Source organism: Mycobacterium sp. NTMscope_MAC_12 (assembly GCF_976985675.1).
This window is the reverse complement of sequence record NZ_CDRJYY010000001.1, coordinates 3,602,845-3,626,417: the sequence shown is the minus strand read 5'-3', so window position 1 is coordinate 3,626,417 and position 23,573 is coordinate 3,602,845. Positions and strand designations below refer to the sequence as shown.

General features: G+C 69.9%; 22 protein-coding genes. 16 read left to right on the top strand and 6 right to left on the bottom strand.

Annotated elements, in window-relative coordinates; all coding sequences use genetic code 11:
- Window positions 1-95: 95 nt before the first annotated feature.
- From dapB to AC0KS4_RS16555, 3 genes are read left to right on the top strand one after another with little or no spacing between them, the layout of a single operon-like run.
- On the top strand, window positions 96-833 hold the full coding sequence (gene dapB, locus AC0KS4_RS16565) for a 4-hydroxy-tetrahydrodipicolinate reductase (RefSeq protein ID WP_238956416.1): 738 nt from the start codon (window positions 96-98) through the stop codon (window positions 831-833).
- On the top strand, window positions 830-1,285 hold the full coding sequence (locus tag AC0KS4_RS16560) for a hypothetical protein (protein ID WP_238956415.1): 456 nt from the start codon (window positions 830-832) through the stop codon (window positions 1,283-1,285). The genes dapB and AC0KS4_RS16560 overlap by 4 nt, the downstream gene beginning before the upstream one ends.
- Entirely contained in the window at window positions 1,282-1,743 is a 462-nt protein-coding gene (locus AC0KS4_RS16555) for a flavodoxin family protein (RefSeq protein ID WP_008258632.1), read from the top strand. The genes AC0KS4_RS16560 and AC0KS4_RS16555 overlap by 4 nt, the downstream gene beginning before the upstream one ends.
- Here AC0KS4_RS16555 and AC0KS4_RS16550 read toward each other — a convergent pair.
- Complete coding sequence (locus tag AC0KS4_RS16550) at window positions 1,734-2,543, bottom strand: thioesterase family protein (RefSeq protein ID WP_238957339.1); 810 nt, start codon at window positions 2,541-2,543, stop codon at window positions 1,734-1,736. The two genes, AC0KS4_RS16555 and AC0KS4_RS16550, sit on opposite strands and share 10 nt — an antisense overlap.
- Window positions 2,544-2,602: 59 nt before the next feature.
- On the opposite strand from AC0KS4_RS16550, the gene AC0KS4_RS16545 reads away from it, so the two are divergent.
- Window positions 2,603-4,135, top strand: a complete 1,533-nt coding sequence (locus AC0KS4_RS16545; protein ID WP_238956414.1) for a class I adenylate-forming enzyme family protein — start codon at window positions 2,603-2,605, stop codon at window positions 4,133-4,135.
- On the top strand, window positions 4,132-7,359 hold the full coding sequence (locus tag AC0KS4_RS16540; RefSeq protein ID WP_238956413.1) for an acetyl-CoA carboxylase family protein: 3,228 nt from the start codon (window positions 4,132-4,134) through the stop codon (window positions 7,357-7,359). The genes AC0KS4_RS16545 and AC0KS4_RS16540 overlap by 4 nt, the downstream gene beginning before the upstream one ends.
- A 13-nt stretch (window positions 7,360-7,372) precedes the next feature.
- Here AC0KS4_RS16540 and AC0KS4_RS16535 read toward each other — a convergent pair whose 3' ends face one another.
- Window positions 7,373-7,702 (bottom strand): PE-PGRS family protein, encoded by a 330-nt coding sequence (locus AC0KS4_RS16535; protein WP_225327636.1) that lies wholly within the window; start codon window positions 7,700-7,702, stop codon window positions 7,373-7,375.
- A 99-nt stretch (window positions 7,703-7,801) separates the two neighbouring features.
- On the opposite strand from AC0KS4_RS16535, the gene AC0KS4_RS16530 reads away from it, so the two are divergent.
- The 3 genes from AC0KS4_RS16530 to AC0KS4_RS16520 are packed head-to-tail and all read left to right on the top strand — an operon-like array spanning window position 7,802 to window position 10,880.
- The gene (locus AC0KS4_RS16530) at window positions 7,802-8,584 is read left to right on the top strand and encodes an SDR family oxidoreductase (RefSeq protein WP_238956412.1); all 783 of its coding nucleotides are present in this window, start codon (window positions 7,802-7,804) and stop codon (window positions 8,582-8,584) included.
- A complete protein-coding gene (locus AC0KS4_RS16525) occupies window positions 8,581-9,771 on the top strand; it encodes an acyl-CoA dehydrogenase family protein (RefSeq protein WP_238956411.1) in 1,191 nt (396 codons plus the stop codon). Before AC0KS4_RS16530 ends, AC0KS4_RS16525 begins: the two co-directional genes overlap by 4 nt.
- Window positions 9,772-9,782: 11 nt before the next feature.
- Complete coding sequence (locus AC0KS4_RS16520) at window positions 9,783-10,880, top strand: acyl-CoA dehydrogenase family protein (RefSeq protein ID WP_238957338.1); 1,098 nt, start codon at window positions 9,783-9,785, stop codon at window positions 10,878-10,880.
- Window positions 10,881-10,899: 19 nt separating this feature from the next.
- On the opposite strand, the gene AC0KS4_RS16515 is transcribed toward AC0KS4_RS16520, so the two are convergent.
- On the bottom strand, window positions 10,900-11,649 hold the full coding sequence (locus AC0KS4_RS16515; protein ID WP_238956410.1) for a dienelactone hydrolase family protein: 750 nt from the start codon (window positions 11,647-11,649) through the stop codon (window positions 10,900-10,902).
- Between the two features lie 210 nt (window positions 11,650-11,859).
- On the opposite strand from AC0KS4_RS16515, the gene AC0KS4_RS16510 reads away from it, so the two are divergent.
- The 7 genes from AC0KS4_RS16510 to AC0KS4_RS16480 all read left to right on the top strand — a co-directional run bounded on the left by AC0KS4_RS16510 (window position 11,860) and on the right by AC0KS4_RS16480 (window position 18,827).
- On the top strand, window positions 11,860-12,660 hold the full coding sequence (locus AC0KS4_RS16510; protein ID WP_238956409.1) for a thymidylate synthase: 801 nt from the start codon (window positions 11,860-11,862) through the stop codon (window positions 12,658-12,660).
- A complete protein-coding gene (locus AC0KS4_RS16505) occupies window positions 12,657-13,157 on the top strand; it encodes a dihydrofolate reductase (protein ID WP_238956408.1) in 501 nt (166 codons plus the stop codon). The genes AC0KS4_RS16510 and AC0KS4_RS16505 overlap by 4 nt, the downstream gene beginning before the upstream one ends.
- A 102-nt stretch (window positions 13,158-13,259) precedes the next feature.
- Window positions 13,260-13,994, top strand: a complete 735-nt coding sequence (locus AC0KS4_RS16500) for a cell division protein DivIVA (RefSeq protein ID WP_238956407.1) — start codon at window positions 13,260-13,262, stop codon at window positions 13,992-13,994.
- A 48-nt stretch (window positions 13,995-14,042) separates the two neighbouring features.
- A complete protein-coding gene (locus tag AC0KS4_RS16495) occupies window positions 14,043-15,254 on the top strand; it encodes a winged helix-turn-helix domain-containing protein (RefSeq protein WP_238956406.1) in 1,212 nt (403 codons plus the stop codon).
- A 49-nt stretch (window positions 15,255-15,303) separates the two neighbouring features.
- Window positions 15,304-16,056, top strand: coding sequence for an FAD-dependent thymidylate synthase (gene thyX, locus AC0KS4_RS16490; protein ID WP_238956405.1), 753 nt, complete (start codon window positions 15,304-15,306; stop codon window positions 16,054-16,056).
- Window positions 16,057-16,228: 172 nt separating this feature from the next.
- The gene (dapA, locus tag AC0KS4_RS16485) at window positions 16,229-17,131 is read left to right on the top strand and encodes a 4-hydroxy-tetrahydrodipicolinate synthase (protein ID WP_238956404.1); all 903 of its coding nucleotides are present in this window, start codon (window positions 16,229-16,231) and stop codon (window positions 17,129-17,131) included.
- A 19-nt stretch (window positions 17,132-17,150) separates the two neighbouring features.
- Window positions 17,151-18,827 carry a ribonuclease J gene (locus AC0KS4_RS16480; RefSeq protein WP_238956403.1) on the top strand — a complete coding sequence of 559 codons (1,677 nt, stop codon included), beginning with the start codon at window positions 17,151-17,153 and terminating at the stop codon, window positions 18,825-18,827.
- 4 nt (window positions 18,828-18,831) lie between these two features.
- Here AC0KS4_RS16480 and AC0KS4_RS16475 read toward each other — a convergent pair whose 3' ends face one another.
- From AC0KS4_RS16475 to AC0KS4_RS16465, 3 genes are read right to left on the bottom strand one after another with little or no spacing between them, the layout of a single operon-like run.
- Window positions 18,832-19,704, bottom strand: coding sequence for an SAM-dependent methyltransferase (locus tag AC0KS4_RS16475; protein WP_238956402.1), 873 nt, complete (start codon window positions 19,702-19,704; stop codon window positions 18,832-18,834).
- A 5-nt stretch (window positions 19,705-19,709) separates the two neighbouring features.
- Window positions 19,710-20,540, bottom strand: a complete 831-nt coding sequence (locus AC0KS4_RS16470; RefSeq protein ID WP_238956401.1) for a mycofactocin-coupled SDR family oxidoreductase — start codon at window positions 20,538-20,540, stop codon at window positions 19,710-19,712.
- Complete coding sequence (locus tag AC0KS4_RS16465) at window positions 20,540-20,854, bottom strand: putative quinol monooxygenase (RefSeq protein ID WP_008258613.1); 315 nt, start codon at window positions 20,852-20,854, stop codon at window positions 20,540-20,542. The genes AC0KS4_RS16470 and AC0KS4_RS16465 overlap by 1 nt, the downstream gene beginning before the upstream one ends.
- A 169-nt stretch (window positions 20,855-21,023) precedes the next feature.
- Between AC0KS4_RS16465 and AC0KS4_RS16460 the strand changes: the two genes are divergently transcribed.
- On the top strand, window positions 21,024-23,549 hold the full coding sequence (locus tag AC0KS4_RS16460; protein WP_238956400.1) for an FtsK/SpoIIIE family DNA translocase: 2,526 nt from the start codon (window positions 21,024-21,026) through the stop codon (window positions 23,547-23,549).
- The last annotated feature ends 24 nt before the right edge of the window (window positions 23,550-23,573 follow it).

The following is a 23,573-nucleotide window of genomic DNA, read 5'->3' as shown; positions in this document are numbered from 1 at the left end:
TTTATCGGCGGCCACCGTCCGGCGAAACGCACAATGCCGTATCTGTGGATAGACGCCGAACTGTGGACAACTCCCTCCGGTCTAGGGTGAAGGCCATGCGAGTGGGAGTGCTGGGAGCCAAGGGAAAAGTCGGATCGACGATGGTGGCCGCCGTGCAGGCTGCCGAGGATCTGACGCTGTCCGCCGAGGTGGACGCCGGTGACCCGTTGAACCTGCTGACCGACGGCGGCACCGAGGCGGTCATCGACTTCACCCACCCCGACGTGGTGATGGGCAACCTGGAGTTCCTCATCGGCAACGGGATTCACGCCATCGTCGGCACCACGGGCTTCACCGCCGAGCGGCTGCAGCAGGTGCAGGCCTGGCTTGCCGAGAACCCGAAAACGTCGGTGCTGATCGCGCCGAACTTCGCCATCGGGGCGGTGCTCTCGATGCACTTCGCCAAGCAGGCGGCGCCCTTCTTCGACTCGGCCGAGGTGATCGAGCTGCATCACCCGCACAAGGCCGACGCCCCGTCGGGCACCGCGACGCGCACCGCCAAACTGATCGCCGAGTCGCGAAAAGGCTTGCTGCCCAACCCCGATGCCACCAGCACCAGCCTGCCGGGCGCACGGGGCGCCGACGTGGACGGAATCCCGGTGCACTCGGTGCGCCTGGCCGGGCTGGTCGCGCACCAGGAGATCCTGTTCGGCACCGAGGGCGAGACACTGAGCATCCGCCACGACAGCTTGGACCGGACCTCGTTCGTGCCGGGCGTGCTGCTGGCGGTGCGGCGCATCACCGAGCACCCCGGACTGACGGTGGGCCTGGAGCCCCTGCTCAACCTGCAATGACCAAAGCGCTGCGCACCCAACTGCTCGTCGCCTTCATGTGCGTCGCGCTGTTGGTGTACTTCGCGCTGCTGGGGCGGGTGGCCGTCGCGATGATCGCCTCCGGGCGGCCCGCCGCCGTCGGCCTCGGGCTGGCGGTGTTGGTCATGCCCGTCATCGGCCTGTGGGCGATGGTCGCGACCCTGCGGGCCGGGTTCGCGCATCAGCGGCTCGCGCGCCTGATCGCCGCCGACGGAATGGAACTGGACACCAGCGCGCTGCCGCGCCGGCCCTCGGGCCGCATCGAGCGAGACGCGGCCGACGCGCTGTTCGCCACCGTGCGCACCGAAGTGGAAGACCACCCCGACGACTGGCGGCGCTGGTACCGGCTGGCCCGCGCCTACGACTACGCCGGGGATCGCCGCCGCGCCCGCGAAGCCATGAAGACGGCGGTGAACCTGCAGGGCCACCCATGAGTAAGACGCTGCTGATCGTGCACCACACCCCGTCGCCGCACACGCACGAGATGTTCGAGGCGGTCGTCTCCGGCGCCACCGACCCCGAGATCGAGGGCGTGGAGGTGCTGCGCCGCCCGGCGCTGACGGTCTCGCCGGCCGAGATGCTGGCCGCCGACGGCTACCTGCTGGGCACCCCGGCCAATCTCGGCTACATCTCCGGCGCGCTCAAGCACGCGTTCGACTGCTCCTACTACCAGCTGCTCGACTCCACCCGCGGGCGACCGTTCGGGCTGTACCTGCACGGCAACGAGGGCACCGAGGGCGCCGAGCGCGCCGTCGACACCATCACGACCGGGCTGGGCTGGTCCAAAGCCGCTGAGACGGTGGTGGTTTCGGGCAAGCCGGGCAAGGAGCAGCTGCAGGCGTGCTGGGAGCTGGGGGCGACGGTCGCGGCCCAGTTGATGGATTACGCGTAGGTCGGCTTGAACGCGTCGGCCGGCTGCGCCAGGGCCAGCGCCGAGCTGGTGCCGATCGGGCCGTGCCGGTCGAACAGGGTGGCCGCCCCGGTCGCGACCCCGGCCGTGCCGTAGTGGCTCTGGGCGGCCAGGCCGAGGAATTCGCCGTCGGGCAACCGGCTCGCGGTGACGGTGTAGTCGGCGTTGATGTAGCGCAATCCGCCGGTGCCCCAATGGGTCAGCGAACTCGTGATGTCACCGACGAACGCCAGGCGGGTGAACGGCGTCAGTGGGTGGCCGTGGACCATCGGCCGAAAGACCCTGGCCCACGCGAACTTCTGGGAGTCGGACTGCTCCCACTCGCCGGCGGCGATGCCGGGGCTGCCGTCGCGGGTGGCGCCATACCCCCAGATGAGAAACGGCATGCCCTCCGGGAAGCCGTCCGACGACGTCGGAAGCGGCGGCATCTCGACCGGAAAGGACCACACCCGGCCGTCCGGATGATCGCCGCGACGCAAAAACAGCGCGCTGGCCCGCGCGACGACCGTGCCGTTTTGGACCAGCTCGCCGTCGACCAGCTTGATGCGCCGCCCCTCCCGCGCCACCGACGTCCGGATTTGCACCGGCAGCATCAGGGCCGGGCGCAACAGGTCGACCGTGAACCGGGCGGGTTGCAGGTCGGGGTCGACGCCGGATTGCTCTATGCCCCAACCCAACAGGCCGCCGACGATCTGGCCGCCCATGGCCGCGCCCCACGGCCCCTGCGTCATCGTGCCCGGAACATAGGAGTCGCCGTCTACAGTGAAAAACGCCTCGGGCATGATGGCGGAATCGTTCGTCACCGCTATCACGATAGGACACCGGATAGTAAGGACCGGGTATGCCTCCAGTGATCGAAATCGCGCGCGACCACAATCCGTTCCCGACGGTCGGCGTGTCCCGCGGCCGCGACGGCATTCCGCGCTACGACGAGCTGCCCGCCACCCTGCTGGACATGCTCGCCGCACACGTCGACACCCGTCCGGACAGCGAGGCCGTGGTCGAGCTGGGCGGTGGCCGGCTGACGTACCGGCAACTCTGGGACCGCGCCGCGCGGGTCGCCGGCGGGCTGCGGGCGGAAGGCATCAAGCGGGGCGACCGGGTCGCGGTGCGCTACCCCGCGGGGATCGACTGGGTGCTGGCGTTCTGGGGCATCGTGATGGCGGGCGGCGTTGCGGTGGCGGTCAATACGCGCTCCGCCCAACCGGAGGTCGACTTCGTCCTGGCCGACTCGGGTGCGCAGCGCGACCTGGCGCCGGATTCCGCGTTGCCCGACGGGCCGCCGTCCGTCACCGAGCAACTCGGCCGCGCCGACGTGGCCGCCCTGTTCTACACGTCGGGCACCACCGGCCACCCCAAAGGGGTGCCGACCACCCACGAGGCGTTTTTGACCAACACCGAGAACGCGATCCGCTGTCTGCAACAGCCGCGAGACCTCGGTGAGGGAATGCGGACGCTCATCTCGGTTCCGCTGTTCCACGTGACGGGTTGCAATTCACAGCTTTTGGCCGCCGCCCGGCTCGGGGGAGCGTCGGTGATCATGCCCACCCTGAACCTCGACGCGTTGATCGCCGCGCTGGGCGCCGAGCGCGTTTCGGTCATGGTGACGGTGCCGGCGGTCTACTCACTGTTGTTGCGGCACAAGGGGTTTGCCGGAACCGACGTTTCGGGGATCCGGTGGGTGGGTTACGGCGGGGCCCCGATCGCCCCGTCGCTGGTGCGGTCGGTGAAGAACGCGTTCCCCCACGCCGCCGTGTTCAACGGCTACGGCATGACGGAGACGGCATCGCTGATGACGGTGCTGCCCGACGGCGACGCCATCGAGCACGCCGACTCGGTCGGGTATGCGGTCCCGTCGGTGGACCTCGGGGTGATCCCGTTCGGGGCCGAGCCCGGCGTGGGTGAGCTGGTGACCCGGGGCGCCAACGTCACCGCCGGCTACTGGAACCGGCCCGAAGCCACGGCGACGACCTTTGCCGACGGTTGGCTGCACACCGGCGACGTGGTGCGCGTCGACGACGCGGGCAGGGTGCACCTCATCGATCGGCTCAAGGACATCATCAACCGCGGGGGCGAGAACGTCTCCAGCGTCGAGGTCGAGGCCGTGCTGCTGGCGGCGCCCGGCGTCGCGGACGCCTGCGTGCTCGGGGTCGCCGACGACGTGATGGGGGAGAAGGTGGGGGCAGTGCTGTTCGGCGGTGGCGACGAGATCGACGTCCCGGCCGTGCTCGACCACTGTCGCAGCCGGCTGGCCGACTTCAAAGTGCCGCAATACGTCACGGTGGTCGATACCGCGCTGCCGCGCAATGCCGGTGGCAAGCTGCTCAAAACCAGGCTCCGCGAACAGGTGCGGTGGGGGGATCCGCTGCGATGAGCGCGAGCCTGCTGGTCGCCAACCGCGGCGAGATCGCACTTCGAATCATCCGCACCGCAACCGAACTGGGCATGCGAACGATCGCGGTCTATGCCGGCGACGACGCGCAGGGCCCGCACGTGCACGCCGCCGACGAAGCGATCGGGCTGCCCGGCAGCGGCCCGCAGGCCTACCTGGACCAGTCCGCCCTGCTGGCGGTGGCGAAGGGCTCCGGCGCGGACCTCATCCACCCCGGCTACGGATTCCTCAGCGAGAACGCCGAATTCGCCCACGCGTGCGCGGCCGGCGGCTTCACCTTCGTGGGCCCCGACCCCGGGGTGCTCGGGTTGCTCGGCAACAAGACCGCCGCCCGCGGCGCCGCGATCGCCGCCGGGGTGCCGGTGCTGCCCGCGACCGAGGGGGCGAGCAGCGTCGAGGACGTCAAGGCATTCTTCGCCGCGCAGGAGGGCGGCATCATGCTCAAGGCCCTCGCCGGCGGCGGCGGGCGGGGAATGCGCAAGGTGCACAGCGCCGATCAGATCGACGATGCCTACCAGCGTTGTGCGGCCGAGGCGCAGCTGGGTTTCGGTGATCCGGCGCTGTTCGCCGAGGCGCTCCTCGACGATGCCCGCCACATCGAGGTGCAGGTCGTGGCCGCACCGGCGGGTCACCAGACGCATGCGCTGGCGGTCGGTGATCGCGACTGCAGCATCCAGCGCCGCTACCAGAAGCTGGTCGAAATGGCTCCCGCCCAAGGGCTTTCGGATGCCCTGCGCCGGGCGTTGCACCACGCGGCGGTGCGGTTGTGCGCGCGGGTGGGCATGCGTGGGCTGGCCACGGTGGAATTCCTGGTCACCGGCGAGGATTTCGTCTTCCTCGAAGTCAACCCGCGAATCCAGGTGGAGCACACCGTCACCGAGGAAACCGCCGGCCTCGACCTGGTGGCCATCCAGCTGGCGATCGCCGGCGGCGCGTCCTTCTACCGGCTGGGGTTGCCGGCCGGGATCGCTTCCGACGGGCTCGAAGTCATCGGCGAGCCGGCCGCCCAGCGCGGTATCGCGATTCAGCTCAGGGTCAACATGGAGACGTTCGGGCCCGACTTTTCCGTGGTGCCGTCGGCGGGCACGCTGACGGCCTTCACCCCGCCGAGCGGCCCGGGGGTGCGCGTCGACACGTATGGCCGGCCGGGGCTGGCTGTGAGCCCTCAGTACGACTCGCTGCTGGCCAAGGTCATCGTCCATGTGCGCGGCGCGTCGTGGCCGGCGGCGGTGCGCAAAGCCGGCGCCGCGCTGTCCGAGTTCGGCATCGAGGGCATCCACACCAACATCGGATTTCTCCGCGAGCTGCTGACCGCAGACCGGCTCCAATCCGGTTGGGTGAGCGCCGGTTTCCTCGACGAGAGGCTTCCCGAGTTCGCGGCGGCCGCGTCGTCTCACCAGCGCGGTCCCGAGGTGGCGGCGGTCGAGCTCTATCCCGGCGAGGACGCCCTGCGCGCGCAGCTGGCCGGCACGGTGGTCGAGGTGGCATCCGAAGGGGCCGAGTACGCCGCCGGAAGCCAACTGGTGGTCCTCGAGGCGATGAAGATGCAGCACGTGCTCGCCGCGCCGGACGCGCTGCGGACCGTTCGGATTCTGGTGACGCCCGGGCAGGTCGTCGGGACCGGGGACCCGCTGCTGGTGTTCACCCGCACCGAGGCGGGCGGCGATGGCGAATCGTCCACGGCCGCAACAGATCTTGACCGATCGCGCGCCGACCTCGACGAGGTGACGCAGCGTCACGCGCTCACGCTGGACGAGGGCCGTCCGGCCGCGGTCGCCAAGCGGCACCGGCAGGGGCGCCGCACCGCGCGGGAGAACATCGCCGATCTGGTCGATCCCGGCAGCTTCGTCGAATACGGCGGGTTGGCCATCGCGGCGCAGCGCAGCCGCCGCTCGGAATCCGACTTGATCGCCAACACCCCGGCCGACGGCCTGGTGGCCGGCCTGGCGACCGTCGGCGCGGACCGGTTCGGGCGGGCCGCCGCCGAGGCCGTCGTGGTGTCCTATGACTACACCGTGCTGGCCGGCACTCAGGGCATGCGCAACCACGCCAAGACCGACCGCGCCTTCGACCTGGCGGCGCGAAAGCGACTGCCCGTGGTGCTGTTTGCCGAGGGCGGAGGGGGCCGGCCGGGCGACACCGACGTCGGCGGCGCCGCCGGGCTGGACGTGCCGACCTTCCGGATGCTGGCCGGGTTGCGCGGCGAAGTGCCGTTGGTATCGATCGTGTCCGGCCGGTGCTTTGCCGGCAACGCCGCGCTGGCCGGGGTCTGTGATGTGATCATCGCGACACCGGACGCCAACATCGGGATGGGCGGGCCGGCGATGATCGAGGGCGGCGGGCTGGGCGTGTACCCACCGGAGGCGATCGGGCCGATCGGTGTGCAGCGCCGCAACGGCGTGGTCAGCCTGGTCGCCCGCGACGAGGCCCACGCGGTGGCGCTGGCCAAGCAGTACCTGTCCTACTTTCAGGGCAGGCTGGACGAGTGGGAGGCGCCCGATCCCCGGCTGGCCCGGCATGTGGTGCCGCAGAACCGGTTACGTGCCTACGACGTCCACCGGGCGATCGAGGCGATCGTCGACTTCGGATCCGTGCTGGAGCTGCGGCCCGACTACGGTGTGGGCATCGTCACCGCGCTGGTGCGCGTCGAAGGCGTGCCGTACGGGCTGATCGCCAACAGCACGCATCACCTGGGCGGCGCGATCGATGCCGAGGCGGCCGACAAGACCGGCGACTTCCTCGCCCTGTGCGAATCGTTTGGGCTGCCGGTGATTTCGCTCTGCGACACCCCCGGCTTCATGGTGGGACCCGACGCGGAGACCCAGGCGGCGGTTCGCCGCTTCGGCCGGATGTTCGTGCTCGGCGCGCGGCTGACGGTGCCGCTGGGCATGATCATCTTGCGCAAGGGATACGGGCTGGGCGCGATGGCGATGGCCGGCGGTTCCTTCCGCGCGCCCCAGTTCACCGTCGCCTGGCCGACCGGCGAGATCGGCGGCATGGGCCTGGAAGGCGCCGTGCGGCTGGGCTACAGCAAGGAGCTGGCGGCGGTCGACGACCCGGCCGAACGGCAGTACCTCTTCGATCGCCTCGTGGCCGCCGCTTACGAGCACGGGAAGGCGTTGCGCGCGGCCACCACGTTCGAGCTGGACGACGTGATAGACCCGTCAGCCTCCCGGGCCTGGATCACCAGGCTCTCGGGAGGCTGACCGGGTCGAGCGATTATCCGTGGCCGGAGCCGCAGCCGACGCCGGGCAGGCAGCCGGTGCCGCCGGGCACGCCGCCCGGGCCGGCGAACTGGCCGCCGGAGCCGCAGCCCACACCCGGGACGCAGCCCTGGCCGCCGGGCCCGCCGCCGGGACCCTCGAACTGGCCTCCCGAGCCGCAGTTTCCGTTGGCGTCGCAGCCGCCGCCGCCCGGGTCCTGCTTGAAGGTGACGTGGGTCGGAGCGGGCGAATTGGCAGCTGGTCCGGCGACGGAAACGTCAGCAACGGCCGCGGGTGCGGCGGCGATAGCCGCAGCCACAGCCCCGGCAACAACCAGCGGTTTCATGAGTGTCAATTTCGATAGCATGCGCCTGGCATACCACCTCCACACGTGTCCAAAACATCGCGAATAAAATTCGGTGGCAAACAACGGAAGGCCCACGACATGACCTCACAAGATCTGACCGGCCGTACCGCAATCATCACCGGCGCGTCACGCGGAATCGGCCTGTCGATCGCTCAGCAGCTGGCGGCCGCGGGCGCCAACGTGGTGCTGACCGCCCGCAAGCAGGAGGCCGCCGACGAGGCCGCCGCGCAGGTCGGTGCCCAGGCCGTCGGCGTCGGGGCGCATGCGGTCGACGAGGAGGCGGCCCGGCGCTGCGTGGACATGACGCTCGAGCGCTTCGGCAGCGTCGACATCCTGGTCAACAACGCCGGAACCAACCCCGCCTACGGTCCGCTGATCGACCAGGACCACGCCCGTTTCACCAAGATCTTCGACGTCAACCTGTGGGCCCCCCTGCTGTGGACCTCGCTCGTCGTCAAGTCGTGGATGGGCGAGCATGGCGGGGCGATCGTCAACACCGCCTCCATCGGCGGCATGCACCAGTCGCCGGCGATGGGCATGTACAACGCCACCAAGGCCGCGCTGATCCACGTCACCAAGCAATTGGCGCTGGAACTTTCGCCGCGTGTGCGGGTCAACGCGATCTGCCCCGGCGTGGTGCGCACCAGGCTGGCCGAGGCGCTGTGGAAGGACCACGAGGATCCGCTGGCGTCGTCGATCGCACTCGGGCGCATCGGCGAACCGATCGACGTGGCCGCGGCGGTCGCCTTTCTGGTTTCCGACGCGGCGAGCTGGATCACCGGCGAAACCATGGTCATCGACGGTGGTCTGCTGCTGGGCGCCGCACAGGGATTCCGGTCCGCACCCGGCGGCGGGCAATGAGCGCCATCGACGCGGCCGAGCTGGACGCGCGCGTGCAGGCACTGCTGGACGAGCACGATCCGACGGCCGGCGACCCGCGGGAATTCCTTGGCGCGCAATACGATGCGGGCCTGGCCTGGGTGCACCTGCCGCGGGGTTTCGGCGGGCTGGATCTGCCGCGCACCGCCCAGGAGCGCGTCGATGCCCGGCTGGCCGCGGCCGGCGCGCCGGTGGGCGGCACCCCGAAGAACTACATCGGGATGGGCATGGCCGCGCCGACCATCGCGGCGTTCGGCACCGACGAGCAGAAGCGAAAGTTCCTGCGCCCGTTGTTCACCGGCGAGCAGATCTACTGCCAGCTGTTCAGCGAGCCGGGAGCCGGATCGGACCTCGCCGGGGTGTCCACCCGGGCGGTCCGGGACGGTGACGACTGGATTGTCAACGGGCAGAAGGTGTGGACGTCGCAGGCGCAGCACGCGCAGATGGCCATCCTGGTTGCCCGCACCGATCCGGCCGTGCCCAAACACGCCGGCCTGACCTACTTTCTGTGCGACATGACGCAGCCCGGTGTCGAGATCCGGCCGTTGCGCCAGATCACCGGAGAGGCCGAATTCAACGAGGTCTTCCTCACCGACGTCCGGGTGCCCGACGCGAATCGGCTGGGCCCGGAGGGCGGCGGCTGGCGGGTCGCGACCACCACGCTGAACAACGAACGCGTCGCCATCGGTTCCCGCGCCGGGCTGCCGCGCGAGGGCGGTCACATCGGCAAGGTCGCCGACGCCTGGCGCGACGAGCCGGCGCTGCGCGACCCCGCCATGCACGACCAGCTGATGCGGTTGTGGGTGGAGGCGGAGGTCTTTCGGCTCGCCGGTGAACGGCTGCGGCAGCAGGCCGCCACCGGTCAGCCGGGCCCGGAGGGGGCCGGCATGAAGGTGGCGTTCGCCACGCTGGCGCAAGCGATTTCGGGCTTCGAGATCGAGCTGCACGGCGAATCCGGCCTGCATTACGACGACTGGACCATGCGCAGGCCCGAGACGGTCGACCTGGTCGGCCGCGGGCCCGGCTACCGCTACCTGCGGGCGCGCGGCAATTCGATCGAGGGCGGCACGTCAGAAATCCTGCGCAACACCATCTCCGAGCGGATTCTCGGGCTGCCGGGCGAACATCGGGTCGACAAGGACGTCGCGTGGAAGAACCTGCCCCGATGAGCCCCCAGCGCGTGCCGACCGGCGACCTGCTCTACTCGGACACCGAAGAGGCGCTGCGGGCCGGCGTCCGTCAGCTGTTCGCCGAGCGTTGCCCGCCCGAGTCGGTGGCCGGCGCGTATGACGCGCAATCCCAAGACTTCTCGGGCGTGTGGCGGACGCTGGCCACCGAGCTGGGCGTGGCCGGCCTGCTGGTTCCCGAATCGCTCGGCGGCGCCGGCGCCGGCGTCCGCGAGGCCGCGGTGGTCATGGAGGAGATCGGCCGCGCGGTCGCACCGGTGCCGTTCTTGTCCAGCGCGGTCCTCGCCACGGTCGCGCTCATGCGGGCCGGGGACACCCAGACCGTCTCGGCGCTCGCCCAGGGCGAGCTGACGGCGGCGCTGGTGGTGCCGCTGACGGCAACGCCCGGCGACGCGGTCACCGGGGTGAGCGGCGGGCCCGACGGCCTCAGCGGATCGGTCACGCCCGTGGCCGGCGCCGGCGAGGCCGACGTGCTGGTGGTGCCGGTCGGCGGGCCGGACGGGCTCGAGCTGCACACCGTCGACCCCGCCGCAGCGGGCGTGCGGGTGTCGCCGCTGCTCGCGCTGGATATGACCAGACCCCTTGCCGCCGTGTCGTTTTCGAAAACGCCGTCGTCCCGGGTCGGGGCGGGCGACGGGCCGGTCGCCGACGCCGTCCTCACCGGGGCGGCCCTGCTGGCGTCCGAGCAACTCGGAGTCGCCCAATGGTGTTTCGACACCACGCTGGACTACGTCCGGCAACGCCGGCAGTTCGGCCGCACCATCGGCTCCTACCAGGCGATCAAGCACCGGCTGGCGGACCTGTGGTTCGACGTGGGGGCGGCGACGGCCGCGGCCCGCTATGCGGCCGACACCTGCGCTCGCGCCGACGACGACGCGGCCGCGGCGGCCGCCATCGCGCAGGCCTACTGCGGCGATGTCGCCGTGCACGCCGCCGAGGAATGCATCCAGCTGCACGGCGGCATCGGGATGACCTGGGAGTATCCCGCGCACCTCTACCTCAAGCGGGCCAAGAGCGACCAGCTGGCGTTCGGCACCGGCTACCGTCACCGCGCCCGGCTCGCCGAGTTGGTGAACCTGCCGCCAAGCTAGACAGCGCGCCGGGCAACCCTCAGCGCGGTAACGCCGCGGCGAACACCTCCGTCATCGCGGTCCAATGCCGCTCGGCGGCCGCGGGGTCATACGGCGCGTTGTCCGGGACGGCGAACCCGTGGCCCGCCGAATACCACTCGATGGTGTGCTCGACGCCGGCCGCCGTCAGCGCCTTGTCGAGCTGTTCCGCGTGATCGGCGGTGAACGACGCGTCGTTCTGGGCGCCGCCCACGTACACCGTCGCGGTCATCCGGTCGGCCAGCAGGTGCGGGCTGTCGTCGGAATCGGTTACCAGGCCGCCCCCGTGGAACGACGCCGCCGCGGCCACCCGGTCGGGCACCCGGCCGGCGACCATGAGCGACGTCCGCCCGCCCATGCAATAGCCGCACACGCCGAAGCGCTCGCCGGACACCTCGGGGCGGGCGGACAGGTAGTCGAAGAACGCGGTGGCGTCGGCGGCCATCCGGTCCGGGGTGACGCTGCCGATCATCGAAAACAGGCGTCCCCGTTCCGACTGGTCGCTGAAGACCGTCGCCATGTCGAACGGCGCCCATCCCGGGGTGCGGTAGTAGACGTCCGGGAGCAGCACGGCATAGCCGAATCCGGCCAGCTTGGCGGCCATCTGCTCAAACGTGTCCCGCACGCCGCCGGCGTCGGGATACATGACCACACCGGGCCACGGGACTTGGGATTCCGGCCCGTCGGGGGTGAACAGGTGCACCGTGCAGGTGCCATCGGGGGTGGTGACCACGTCGGTGATATTCGGCATGGCACCCGTTCTACTCCGCTCGCCTAGACGCCTAAACATCGGCGTCGACCCGCCGCGTCCGGCTTCGCCGCGCTTGCGATCGCCGCTGGATAAATCGGCGCCGACCCGCCGCGCCCGGCTTCGCCGCGCTCGCGATCGCCGCTGGATAAATCGGCGCCGACCCGCCGCGCCCGGCTTCGCCGCGCTCGCGATCGCCGCTAAGCTGACCGCGTGCCAATCCCGACGCCCTACGAGGACCTGCTCCGCCTGGTGCTCGACGCGGGAACGGAAAAATCCGACCGCACCGGCACCGGAACCCGAAGCCTGTTCGGTCAGCAGCTGCGCTATGACCTGTCGGCGGGCTTCCCGCTGCTCACCACCAAAAAGGTGCACCTCAAGTCGGTGGTGTATGAGTTGCTGTGGTTCCTGCGCGGCGATTCCAACGTCGCCTGGCTGCACGAGCACGGTGTCACCATTTGGGACGAATGGGCAAGTGACACAGGCGATCTCGGACCGATCTACGGCGTGCAATGGCGGTCCTGGCCGACACCGTCGGGCGAGCACGTCGACCAGATCAGCGCGGCCCTGGATTTACTGCGCACCGACCCCGACTCGCGGCGCATCATCGTGTCCGCCTGGAACGTCGGCGAAATCCCGCAGATGGCGTTGCCGCCCTGTCACGCCTTCTTCCAGTTCTACGTGGCCGACGGGCGGCTGAGCTGCCAGCTCTACCAGCGCAGCGCCGACCTGTTTCTGGGCGTGCCGTTCAACATCGCCAGCTACGCGCTGCTGACACACATGATGGCCGCGCAGTCCGGTCTGTCGGTCGGCGAATTCGTGTGGACGGGCGGGGACTGCCACATCTACGACAACCACGTCGAGCAGGTCCGGCTGCAACTGAGCCGCGAGCCGCGGCCTTACCCGGAACTCGTTCTGGGCAAACGTGATTCGATCTTCGACTACACCTACGACGACGTCGTCGTGCGCAATTACGATCCGCACCCGGCCATCAAAGCCCCCGTCGCGGTATGACGCGTGCCACCGTGGGCCTGGTGTGGGCCCAGTCGACCTCCGGCGTCATCGGGCGCGATGGCGGCATCCCGTGGAACGTGCCGGAAGATCTCGCCCGGTTCAAAGAGGTGACCATTGGGCACACCGTGGTGATGGGCCGGCGGACATGGGACTCGTTACCGGCCAAGGTGCGGCCGCTGCCCGGCCGGCGCAACGTCGTGCTGTCCCGCGAGAACGGCTTCGCCGCCCACGGCGCTCAGGTGGTCGGCTCGCTGGACGCGGCGTTCGCCCAGGCCGAGGGCGAGCCCGCGGTGTGGGTAATCGGCGGTGGGCAGGTGTATCTGGCCGCGTTGCCGTACGCCACCCGCTGCGAGGTCACCGAGATCGAGGTCGACCTGCGCCGCGACGACGACGACGCGCTGTCGCCCGCCCTGGACGAAACCTGGGTGGGCGAGGCGGGGGAGTGGCAGGCCAGCCGCTCCGGGCTGCGGTACCGCTTCCACAGCTACCGTCGCTGAGTCTGCGCACCCGCTCGCGCTCGGCCCTGACCTGACATACTCGGACTCGGGGGTCGGTCGCACAGGTTCTACCAGCCGTTTGGTGAAAAGGGGGAATTGGCAGTGATAACCGAACCCGTGAAGACGTTCTCGCGAAAGTTCATGGGCTACGACGCGGCCGCGGTCGATGCCCACATCGAGATGCTGGCCACCAAACAGCAGCTGCTGCTTGACGATGTCGAGAGCCTGCGGGCCCGGCTGCAGGAATCCGGCGAGCAAACCGCCGCGCTGCGCAAGGAAGTCGCCGTCCTCACCGACACCTCACCCTCGCCGCACGCCATGCAGAAGCGGATGGCGAAAATGCTGCGGCGCGCGGTCGACGAGGTCGCCGAGATGCAGGCCGAGGCGCGCGCCGAGGCGGACGCGTTGATCGCGGCGGCCGAGGCCGAAGCCGAAGCCGCCGAGCGCAAGCGCGACGAGGTGCTCGCGGACATGGCCGCGCAGCAGAAGGCGCTCGAAACCGAGTACGAACAGACCAAAGAAAAGCTCGAGGCCGAACTGGCGGGCATGCGCGCCGAGACCCAAGCGGCGATCGACGAGGCGCGTCAAAAAGCCGAGCGGGAGTGCGAGCGGCTCCTCGGGGACGCGAAGCAGGGGGCCGACCACTACCGTGACAACGCCCGGCGTGCGGTCGACGAGGCGACCGCGCGGCGAATCGAGATCCTCGAGCAGCTGATGGGCGTCTACCGCGACCTCGACGGGGTTCCGGCCGCGCTCGAGTCGGCCTACCAAGAACAGAAGAACCCGGCCGAGGACGGCGCCCTGACGCCGGTGGACGGCAAGGTCCGCGCGGGCTGAGCTTGCGCCTGCGCCGACGGGCGCGGCCGGGGCGGTATTCTCAGCGCCGTGTCGACCCGCAGGCTGTCCGCCGCTCAAGCCCGGCGGATTGCCGTTGCGGCCCAAGGATTTAACGAGCCCCGGCCGGGCGGCGAGATCACCCGGGCGCATCTGAAGCGGCTGATCTCCAGGATCCAAGTGCTGCAACTGGATTCGGTGTCGGTGGCGGTGCGCGCCCACTACGCCCCGGTGTTCAGCCGGCTCGGCCCCTACGACCGCGACGTGCTCGACCGCGCGGCCTGGGGCCCGCGTTCGTCGCGGCTGCTCGCCGAATATTGGGCGCACGAGGCCGCGTTGATGGCCGTCGAGGACTGGCCGCTGCTGCGCTGGCGGATGCGCCAGTACACCCATGGCCGGTGGGGAACCCATATCGTCAAGGCCAATCCGCGCCTGGCCGAGGAGGTGGTGGCCGCCGTCGCCGAACTCGGCCCCAGCACGGCCGGCCAAATCGAAGCGCATCTGGCCGCCGAGCCGCGCGGGCCACGCGGAAGCTGGTGGGGCAGCCGCAGCGACACCAAATGGGTGGCCGAGGCGCTGTTTTCCTCCGGGGTGCTCACCACGGCCACCCGGGTGGGCTTCGCCCGCCATTACGACCTGGTGGAGCGGGTGCTGCCGGCCGCGGTGCTGGCCCGCCAGGTCGACGACGACGAGGCGATCCGCGAACTGACGCTGCGGGCGGCCGCCGCGCTGGGCGTGGGCACCGAGGCCGACATCCGCGACTATTTTCGGCTGTCCGCCGCCCAGGTCAAACCGGCGATCGCGGAGCTGCTGGCCGCCGGTGACATCGAGCGGGTCGACGTCGACGGCTGGTCCGCCCCGGCCTACCTGCGCGCGGGCCGGACGGTGCCCCGCGCCGACCGCGGCACCGCGCTCCTCTGCCCGTTCGACCCGCTGATCTTCTTCCGGCCGCGGGTCGAGCGGCTCTTCGAATTCCATTACCGCATAGAGATTTACACGCCGGCCGCCAAACGACAGTACGGGTACTACGTGTGGCCGCTGCTGATGGACGGGCGGTTGGTGGCGCGGGTCGACCTCAAGGCCGACCGGTCCGCCGACTCGCTGCGCGTCGTCGGCGCGTTCGCCGAACCCGAAGCCCCCAAAGCCCGCGTCGCCGCGGCGCTGGCCGGCGAACTCGAGTCCATGGCGTCCTGGCTGGGCCTGGGCGGGTTCAGCGTTTCCGGCCGGGGAGACCTGGCCGCCGACCTGCGGGCGGTCCGCTGATGCCCGGCCTCCGACACCGATACGCCCGGCACGCCTTAAGGTGAGCGCCGTGGCCGAGATCGCGCCGCTGCGCGTGCAACTGATCGCCAAGACCGAGTTCTTGGCGCCCCCGGACGTGCCGTGGAGCACCGACGCCGACGGTGGCCCCGCGCTGGTGGAATTCGCCGGCCGGGCCTGCTATCAGAGCTGGTCGAAGCCCAACCCCAAGACGGCGACCAACGCCGGCTACATCAAGCACATCATCGACGTCGGACACTTTTCGGTGCTCGAGCACGCGAGCGTGTCGTTCTACATCACCGGCCTGTCGCGCTCGTGCACGCACGAGCTGATCCGGCACCGGCACTTCTCCTACTCGCAGCTGTCGCAGCGCTACGTCCCGGAGACGGAGTCGCACGTCGTCGTGCCGCCCGGCCTGGAAGACGATCCCGAACTGCAGCAGATCCTGGCCGCGGCCGCCGACGCCAGCCGCGCCACCTACACCGAGTTGCTGAGCAGGCTGGAGGCAAAATTCGCCGACCAGCCGAACGCCATCCTGCGGCGCAAGCAGGCGCGCCAGGCCGCCCGCGCCGTGCTCCCCAACGCCACCGAAACCCGCATCGTCGTCACCGGCAACTACCGGGCCTGGCGGCACTTCATCGCCATGCGCGCCAGCGAGCACGCCGACGTGGAAATCCGGCGGCTGGCCATCGAATGCCTGCGGCAACTGGCGAGCGCGGCGCCCGCGGTGTTCGCCGACTTCGAGATCTCCACGCTGGCCGACGGGACCGAGGTCGCGACCAGCCCGTTGGCGACCGAAGCCTGACCCCGGCTGTCACCGCCGTCACTCGGCCGTGGGGCGTTGTCGCTGCTAGGCGGGCACGTGTCTACCATCCGTCCGGCCGTGACTTCCGCGACCGCTGAGCCGACGTCCGTCGCCGCAACGCGCGCTCGTGCGGGTGCGAAATACCTTGCTGGCGCCAGGTAACCTGAACACCGTGAGCACGGTCGGATTCGACGCCCCAGCGCGGTTGGGAACCGTGCTGACCGCGATGGTGACACCGTTTCGCCCCGACGGCTCCCTCGACACCGCCACCGCCGCGCAATTGGCCAACCACCTGATCGACGCCGGCTGCGACGGACTGGTGGTCTCCGGCACCACCGGCGAGTCGCCGACCACCACCGACGACGAGAAGCGAGAACTGCTGCGCGTCGTGCTGGAGGCGGTGGGCGACCGGGCCCGCGTCATCGCCGGCGCGGGCACCTACGACACCGCGCACAGCGTCCGGCTGGCCAAGGCCTGCGCGGCCGAAGGCGCGCACGGGCTGCTGGTGGTCACGCCCTACTACTCGAAGCCACCCCAGAGCGGGCTGATCGCGCATTTCACCACCGTCGCCGACGCGACCGAATTGCCGGTGGTGCTCTACGACATCCCGCCCCGCTCGGTGATCCCGATCCAGCCCGAGACGATCCGCGCGCTCTCGGCGCACCCGAACATCGTCGGCATCAAAGACGCCAAGGCCGACCTGCACAGCGGCGGCCAGATCATCGCCGAGACCGGCCTGGCCTACTACTCCGGCGACGATGCGCTCAACCTGCCGTGGCTGGCGATGGGCGCCACCGGCTTCATCAGCGTGATCTCCCACGTGGCGGCCAATCAACTTCGGGAAATGTTGTCCGCCTTCAATTCTGGTGATATCGCCACCGCTCGCAAGATCAACTCCAACCTCGCCCCGCTGTGCGACGCGATGGGGCGCCTGGGTGGGGTGACGTTGTCCAAGGCGGGTCTGCGCCTGCAGGGCATCGAGGTCGGCGATCCCCGGCTGCCCCAAATGCCCGCCACGCCAGAGCAAATCGACGCATTGGCCGCCGACATGCGTGCGGCCTCGGTGCTCAGGTGACCCAAGGAGCGTCCGAGAAGTGGATGTAGACCTCGCCCCGCCAGGCCCATTGGCCAACGGAGGGTTGCGGGTCACAGCCCTGGGCGGTATCAGCGAAATCGGCCGCAACATGACGGTTTTCGAACACCTGGGCCGGCTGCTGATCATCGACTGCGGGGTGATGTTCCCCACCCACGACGAGCCCGGGGTCGACCTGATCCTCCCGGATTTGCGCCATATCGAAGACCGCCTCGACGACATCGAGGCGCTGGTGCTCACCCACGCCCACGAGGACCACATCGGCGGCATTCCGTTCCTGCTCAAGCTGCGGCCCGACATCCCGGTCGTCGGTTCGAGATTCACGCTCGCGCTGGTCGCCGCGAAGTGCCGCGAGCACCGCCTCAAACCGGTGTTCGTCGAGGTGGCCGAGGGCCAGAAAAGCACCCACGGCGCATTCGAATGCCAATACTTCGCCGTCAACCACTCCATTCCCGACGCGCTGGCGATCGCCGTGCACACCGGCGCGGGAACGGTTTTGCACACCGGCGACATCAAACTCGACCAGCTTCCGCTGGACGGCCGGCCGACCGACCTGCCCGGGATGTCGCGCCTCGGTGACGCGGGAGTGGACCTGTTCCTGTGCGATTCAACGAATGCCGAGCACCCCGGCGTCGGGCCGTCGGAAAGCGAAGTGGGCCCGACGCTGCACCGCCTGATCCGCGGCGCCGAAGGCCGCGTCATCGTGGCCTGCTTCGCCTCCAACGTCGACCGCGTCCAGCAAATCATCGACGCCGCAGTGGCTTTGGGCCGGCGCGTGTCGTTCGTCGGCCGCTCCATGGTGCGTAACATGGGCATCGCCCGCGAGCTCGGCTTCCTGCGGGTGGCCGATTCCGACGTGATCGACATCGGCGCCGCCGAGATGATGCCCCCCGAGCGGGTGGTGCTGATCACCACCGGCACCCAGGGCGAGCCGATGTCGGCGCTGTCGCGGATGTCGCGCGGCGAGCACCGCAGCATCACGCTGACCGCCGGTGACCTCGTGGTGCTGGCGTCGTCGCTGATCCCGGGCAACGAGGAGGCCGTCTACGGCGTCATCGACGAACTCGCCAAGATCGGCGCCCGTGTCGTCACCAACGCCCAAGCGCGCGTTCACGTTTCGGGCCACGCCTACGCCGGTGAGCTGTTGTTCCTGTACAACGGGATTCGGCCCCGCCACGTCATGCCCGTGCACGGGACGTGGCGGATGCTGCGCGCCAACTCCAAGCTGGCGGCCCGCACCGGGGTGCCGGAGGAGTCAATCCTGCTCGCCGAGAACGGGGTCAGCGTCGACCTGGTCGCGGGCAAGGCCGCGATAGCCGGGGCGGTGCCGGTCGGCAAGATGTTCGTCGACGGCCTGATCAACGGCGACGTCGGCGACATCACGCTGGGTGAGCGCCTCATCCTGTCGTCGGGGTTCGTCGCGGTGACCGTCGTGGTCCAGCGCGGCACCGGGCGTCCGGTGGCCCCACCGCACCTGCATTCGCGCGGATTCTCCGAAGACCCCAAGGCGCTCGAGCCGGCCGTGCGCAGGGTCGAGGCGGAGCTGGAAGCGCTTGCGGCCGAGAACATCACCGACCCGAGCCGCATCGCCCAGGGCGTCCGGCGCACCATCGGCAAGTGGGTGGGCGAAACCTATCGCCGCCAGCCGATGATCGTGCCGACCGTCATCGAGGTCTGACCAGTTAGATCTTCTCCGCGTAGGCCGACCACTCCAGTTGCGACGCCTTGAGTTTGCGCCCGGTGGGCGCGACATAACGCTGCGCGAGTTCGTCGGGCCCGGCTTGCTCCACCAGCCGCCAGCCGTACTCGGCGACGAACGCGGCGACGTCGTCGGGCTGCAAGCCGAAATGCCACAGCTGCCGGCGCTGACGGACGTTGCGGTACAGCGTGCGGGTGCCATACAGGTTCGTGCCGTCGATGAAATCCCTACGGACGTAGGTGAACACCAAACGGCTGCCGGGCGCCGCCGCGCGCAGCCCCTCCAGCGTGCGGCGGACGGTCGCCTCGGTTAGGTACTGCGTGACGCCCTCGCAGATGAAGAAGACCCGGTAGTCGGTGCGATAACCGTGCTCGGCGAGCGCGGTGAGCAGGTCGTCGTGCTCGAGGTTCAACGCCACCAACCGCACCGACAGCGGCGGCTCACCGAGCACCCGGCGGACCGTCTTGAACTTGCGGGCGATGTTGACCGGCAGGTCGACCTCGAACACCGGGATGCGGACCCGCCGCGTCAGCAGATAGGCGCGGGTGTCCAGCCCCGCCCCCAGGATGACGACGGCGTCGATGTCGTCGAGCGACTCGGCGAGCTTGTCGGCGATAAAACGCTTGCGGCAGGCCAGGTTCGCCCACAGCCCCGGGCCGGTGAACTCCGAGCCGCGGATCATCAGGCGACGAACCGGCGCGTACCGCGTCGCGCCGACCAGCCACCGCAGCGGGCGGGGCAAGAACAGCTCGGCGAAATCGTCGTCCACCAGGCGGCGCCCGGGCGGCTCGTTTTGCTCGACGGCCGCCAACACCATGGGGCCGAACGCCGTCTGAGCTACCGGATTTCGCGCCATGGCCGCTACTTGTTCAAGAAGCCCGCGTCGACCGGCAAGGTGACCCCCGTGATGTAGCGGGCCTGATCGGACACCAGCCAGGCCACCGCGTTGGCGATGTCCTCGGCGTCGAGCACCTCCACCGGCATGGCGTTGCCCATGGCGCCCGGTGTGTCCGTCGCGGCGGCCATCTTCGCCAGCCATTCCCGGGTGAACTCGTTGTTGATCATCGGCGTCTCGACACCGGACGGATGAATCGAGTTGACCCGAATCATCTGCCCGGCAAGCAGATTCGCGTAAACCCGCATCAACCCGACGACGCCGTGCTTGGCGGCGGCGTAGCCCACCGAACCGGCGTCCGGGCTGCCGACGCCGGCCAGCCCGGCGCTGGAGCTGATCAACACGATCGAGCCGCCGGTGCCCTGCTTGACCATGGTGGGTATCGCGACCTTGATCGTGTGGTACACGCCGGTGAGGTTGACGTCGATGACGTCGTGCCAGCCGTCGTCACCGGATTGCATAGGAGCGATCCCCGCGTTGGCCACCACGATGTCGAGGCGGCCGAACACGTCGAGACCCGCTTGCAGTGCCGCCGACAGGGATTCGCGGTCACGGACGTCGGCACGGGAGGCCACGATGCGCGCGCCCGTGTCCTCCACGAGCTTCACGGTGGCCGCCAGGTCCTCCGGCGTGGCCAGCGAGTAGGGGACGCTGGCGATCTGGTCGCACAGATCGACGGCGATGATGTCGGCGCCGTCGGCGGCCAGTCGCACGGCGTGCGCGCGCCCCTGGCCGCGCGCGGCGCCGGTGATGAAGGCGACCTTCCCTTTCAGCGGGCCTTCGGCCGACGGGGCCATCAGGGACGCAACTGTCCCTTGGCCGGATCGCCCGCCGAGATCGTCTGCAACATCTTGATGTCGGGGGCGCCGTCGAGGTGTTCCCCGGCCGCGCTGAACATCTTGCCGATCGCCGGGGCGGTGCTGTGCGCCTTGAGCGCCTCCTCGTCGGCCCATTGCTCGATGAAGACGAAGGTCTCGCCCGAATGATGCAGCGAATACAGCTGACAGCCCGGCTCGTCGTGCACCTCTTCGACCGCGCGGGTGAGGATGTCGCGAACGGTGTCGACCGATTCCGGTTTGACGGTCATGGTGGCGACGACGACAACGGGCATTGATGGCCTCCTGGGCGCTCCGGGTTTGGGTGACGAGCACGACTTCTGTCACCGAAATGTCACCCTACTCACGCCCCCGGGGACCCGATCCGCCACATGCCGCACAAGCCGAACCGTTACCAGTGTGGCGGGTGGTGTAGATGATGTCGATGCGACTACCCTTGCCGTCATGCCCAGTAAGACCGCCGCCCGCTCCGGAAGCCGAACGAGCAGGTCAAAGGCCCCTTCGCGCGCCGGCGGGTCCCGCGGCGCGCGACCAGCGGCGCCCCGCAGGAAGCCCAGCAGGCCCGCCCGGCGCCGGAACCACTCGCCGCTCGTCGGAATCGGGCTGACCTGCGGCCGCGCCCTGCGCGCCACCTGGCTGATGGCCGCGCGCGGGACGGGGGGCGCCGCCCGGTCGATCGGGCGGGCCCGCGACATCGACCCCGGCCACCGCCGCGACGGCATCGCCCTGCTTTTGCTGGGCTTTTCCGTGGTGGTCGCCGCGAGCTCGTGGTTCCACGCCGCCGGGCCGGTCGGTGCGTGGGTCGACACCGTCCTGCGGACCTTCATCGGCGCCGGCGTACTGGCGCTGCCCGTCGTCACCGCCGCGGTGGGGGTGACCCTGATGCGGACCGAGCCCAACCCCGACGTGCGCCCCAGGCTGATCCTCGGCGCCAGCCTGATCACCCTGTCGGTGCTGGGCCTGCGTCACCTGTGGTCGGGCTCGCCGGGCGATCCGGAACCGCGCCGGCGCGCGGCGGGATTCATCGGCTTCGCCATCGGCGGGCCGCTCTCGGACGGGCTCACCCCCTGGATCGCCGCGCCGCTGCTGTTCATCGGCTTCATGTTCGGCCTGTTGCTGTTGACGGGCACCACCATCCGGGAGCTGCCCGTGGTGATGCGCAACCTGTTCCACACCCGGTTCGTCGACGAGGTCTACGGCGACGAGCCCTACGACTACGCCGACGAGTTCGACGAGGACGACGCCGAACCCGCGCACGACGATTACTACGAGGACGCATCCCCGGAGCCGGACGACGAGCCGGCGCCGTGGTCGCCGGACGACGACGCCCAGGCCGCGCTGCAGGACGACATCCCCACGGTCCCCGAACCGGCCGTACAACCCGGCGCAGAACCCGGCGCGACGCGGGGCCGCAAGCGCGGACGATCGGGCAAGCAGGACACCATCGAGCTGGACCGCGTCGTCGAGGGGCCCTACACGCTGCCGTCGCTGAGCCTGCTGGTGGCCGGGGACCCGCCCAAGAAGCGCAGCGCCGCCAACAACGTCATGGCCGACGCCATCACCGAGGTGCTGACCCAGTTCAAGGTGGACGCGGCGGTGACCGGCTGCACCCGCGGACCGACCGTCACCCGTTACGAGGTCGAGCTGGGCCCGGGCGTCAAGGTCGAGAAAATCACCGCGCTGCAGAAGAACATCGCCTACGCGGTGGCCACCGAAAGCGTGCGCATGCTGGCCCCGATTCCCGGCAAGTCCGCCGTGGGCATCGAGGTGCCCAACACCGATCGGGAAATGGTGCGGCTGGCCGACGTGCTCACCGCGCCGTCGACGCGGCGCGACCACCACCCGCTGGTGATCGGGCTGGGCAAGGACATCGAGGGCGACTTCATCTCGGCCAACCTGGCCAAGATGCCGCACCTGCTGGTCGCCGGCTCCACCGGATCCGGTAAGTCCAGCTTCGTCAACTCGATGCTGATCTCGCTGCTGGCCCGGGCCACCCCGGAAGAGGTCAGGATGATCCTGATCGACCCGAAGATGGTGGAACTCACGCCGTACGAGGGCATTCCGCATCTGATCACCCCGATCATCACGCAGCCCAAGAAGGCGGCGGCCGCGCTGGCGTGGCTGGTCGAGGAGATGGAGCAGCGCTACCAGGACATGCAGGCGTCGCGGGTGCGCCACATCGACGACTTCAACGAGAAGGTGCGCTCCGGGGCCATCACCGCGCCACTGGGCAGCCAGCGCGAGTACCGGCCCTACCCGTACGTGGTGGCGATCGTCGACGAGCTGGCCGACCTGATGATGACCGCGCCCCGCGACGTCGAGGACGCCATCGTGCGGATCACCCAAAAGGCCCGCGCCGCAGGCATTCACCTGGTGCTGGCCACCCAACGCCCGTCGGTGGACGTGGTCACCGGGCTGATCAAGACCAACGTGCCGTCGCGGCTGGCGTTCGCCACGTCGTCGCTCACCGATTCCCGGGTGATCCTGGACCAGGCCGGCGCGGAGAAGCTGATCGGCATGGGCGACGGCCTGTTCCTGCCGATGGGGGCGGGCAAGCCGATCCGGTTGCAGGGCGCGTTCATCACCGACGAGGAGATCCAGGCCGTCGTCACCGCCTGCAAGGACCAGGCCGAACCCGAGTACACCGAGGGCGTCACCAACGCCAAGCCCACCGGGGAACGCACGGACGTCGACCCGGACATCGGCGACGACATGGACGTCTTCCTGCAGGCCGTCGAGCTGGTGGTGTCCAGCCAGTTCGGCTCCACCTCGATGCTGCAGCGCAAGCTGCGCGTCGGCTTCGCCAAGGCCGGCCGGCTGATGGACCTGATGGAGACCCGCGGCATCGTCGGGCCCTCCGAGGGGTCCAAGGCGCGTGAGGTGCTGATCAAGCCCGACGAGCTGGCCGGAACGCTGGCGTTGATCCGGGGCGGCGCCGACGCGGACGGCGGCGACCCCGACACCGACTAGCGCGAGCAGACGCAGAATCGCGCG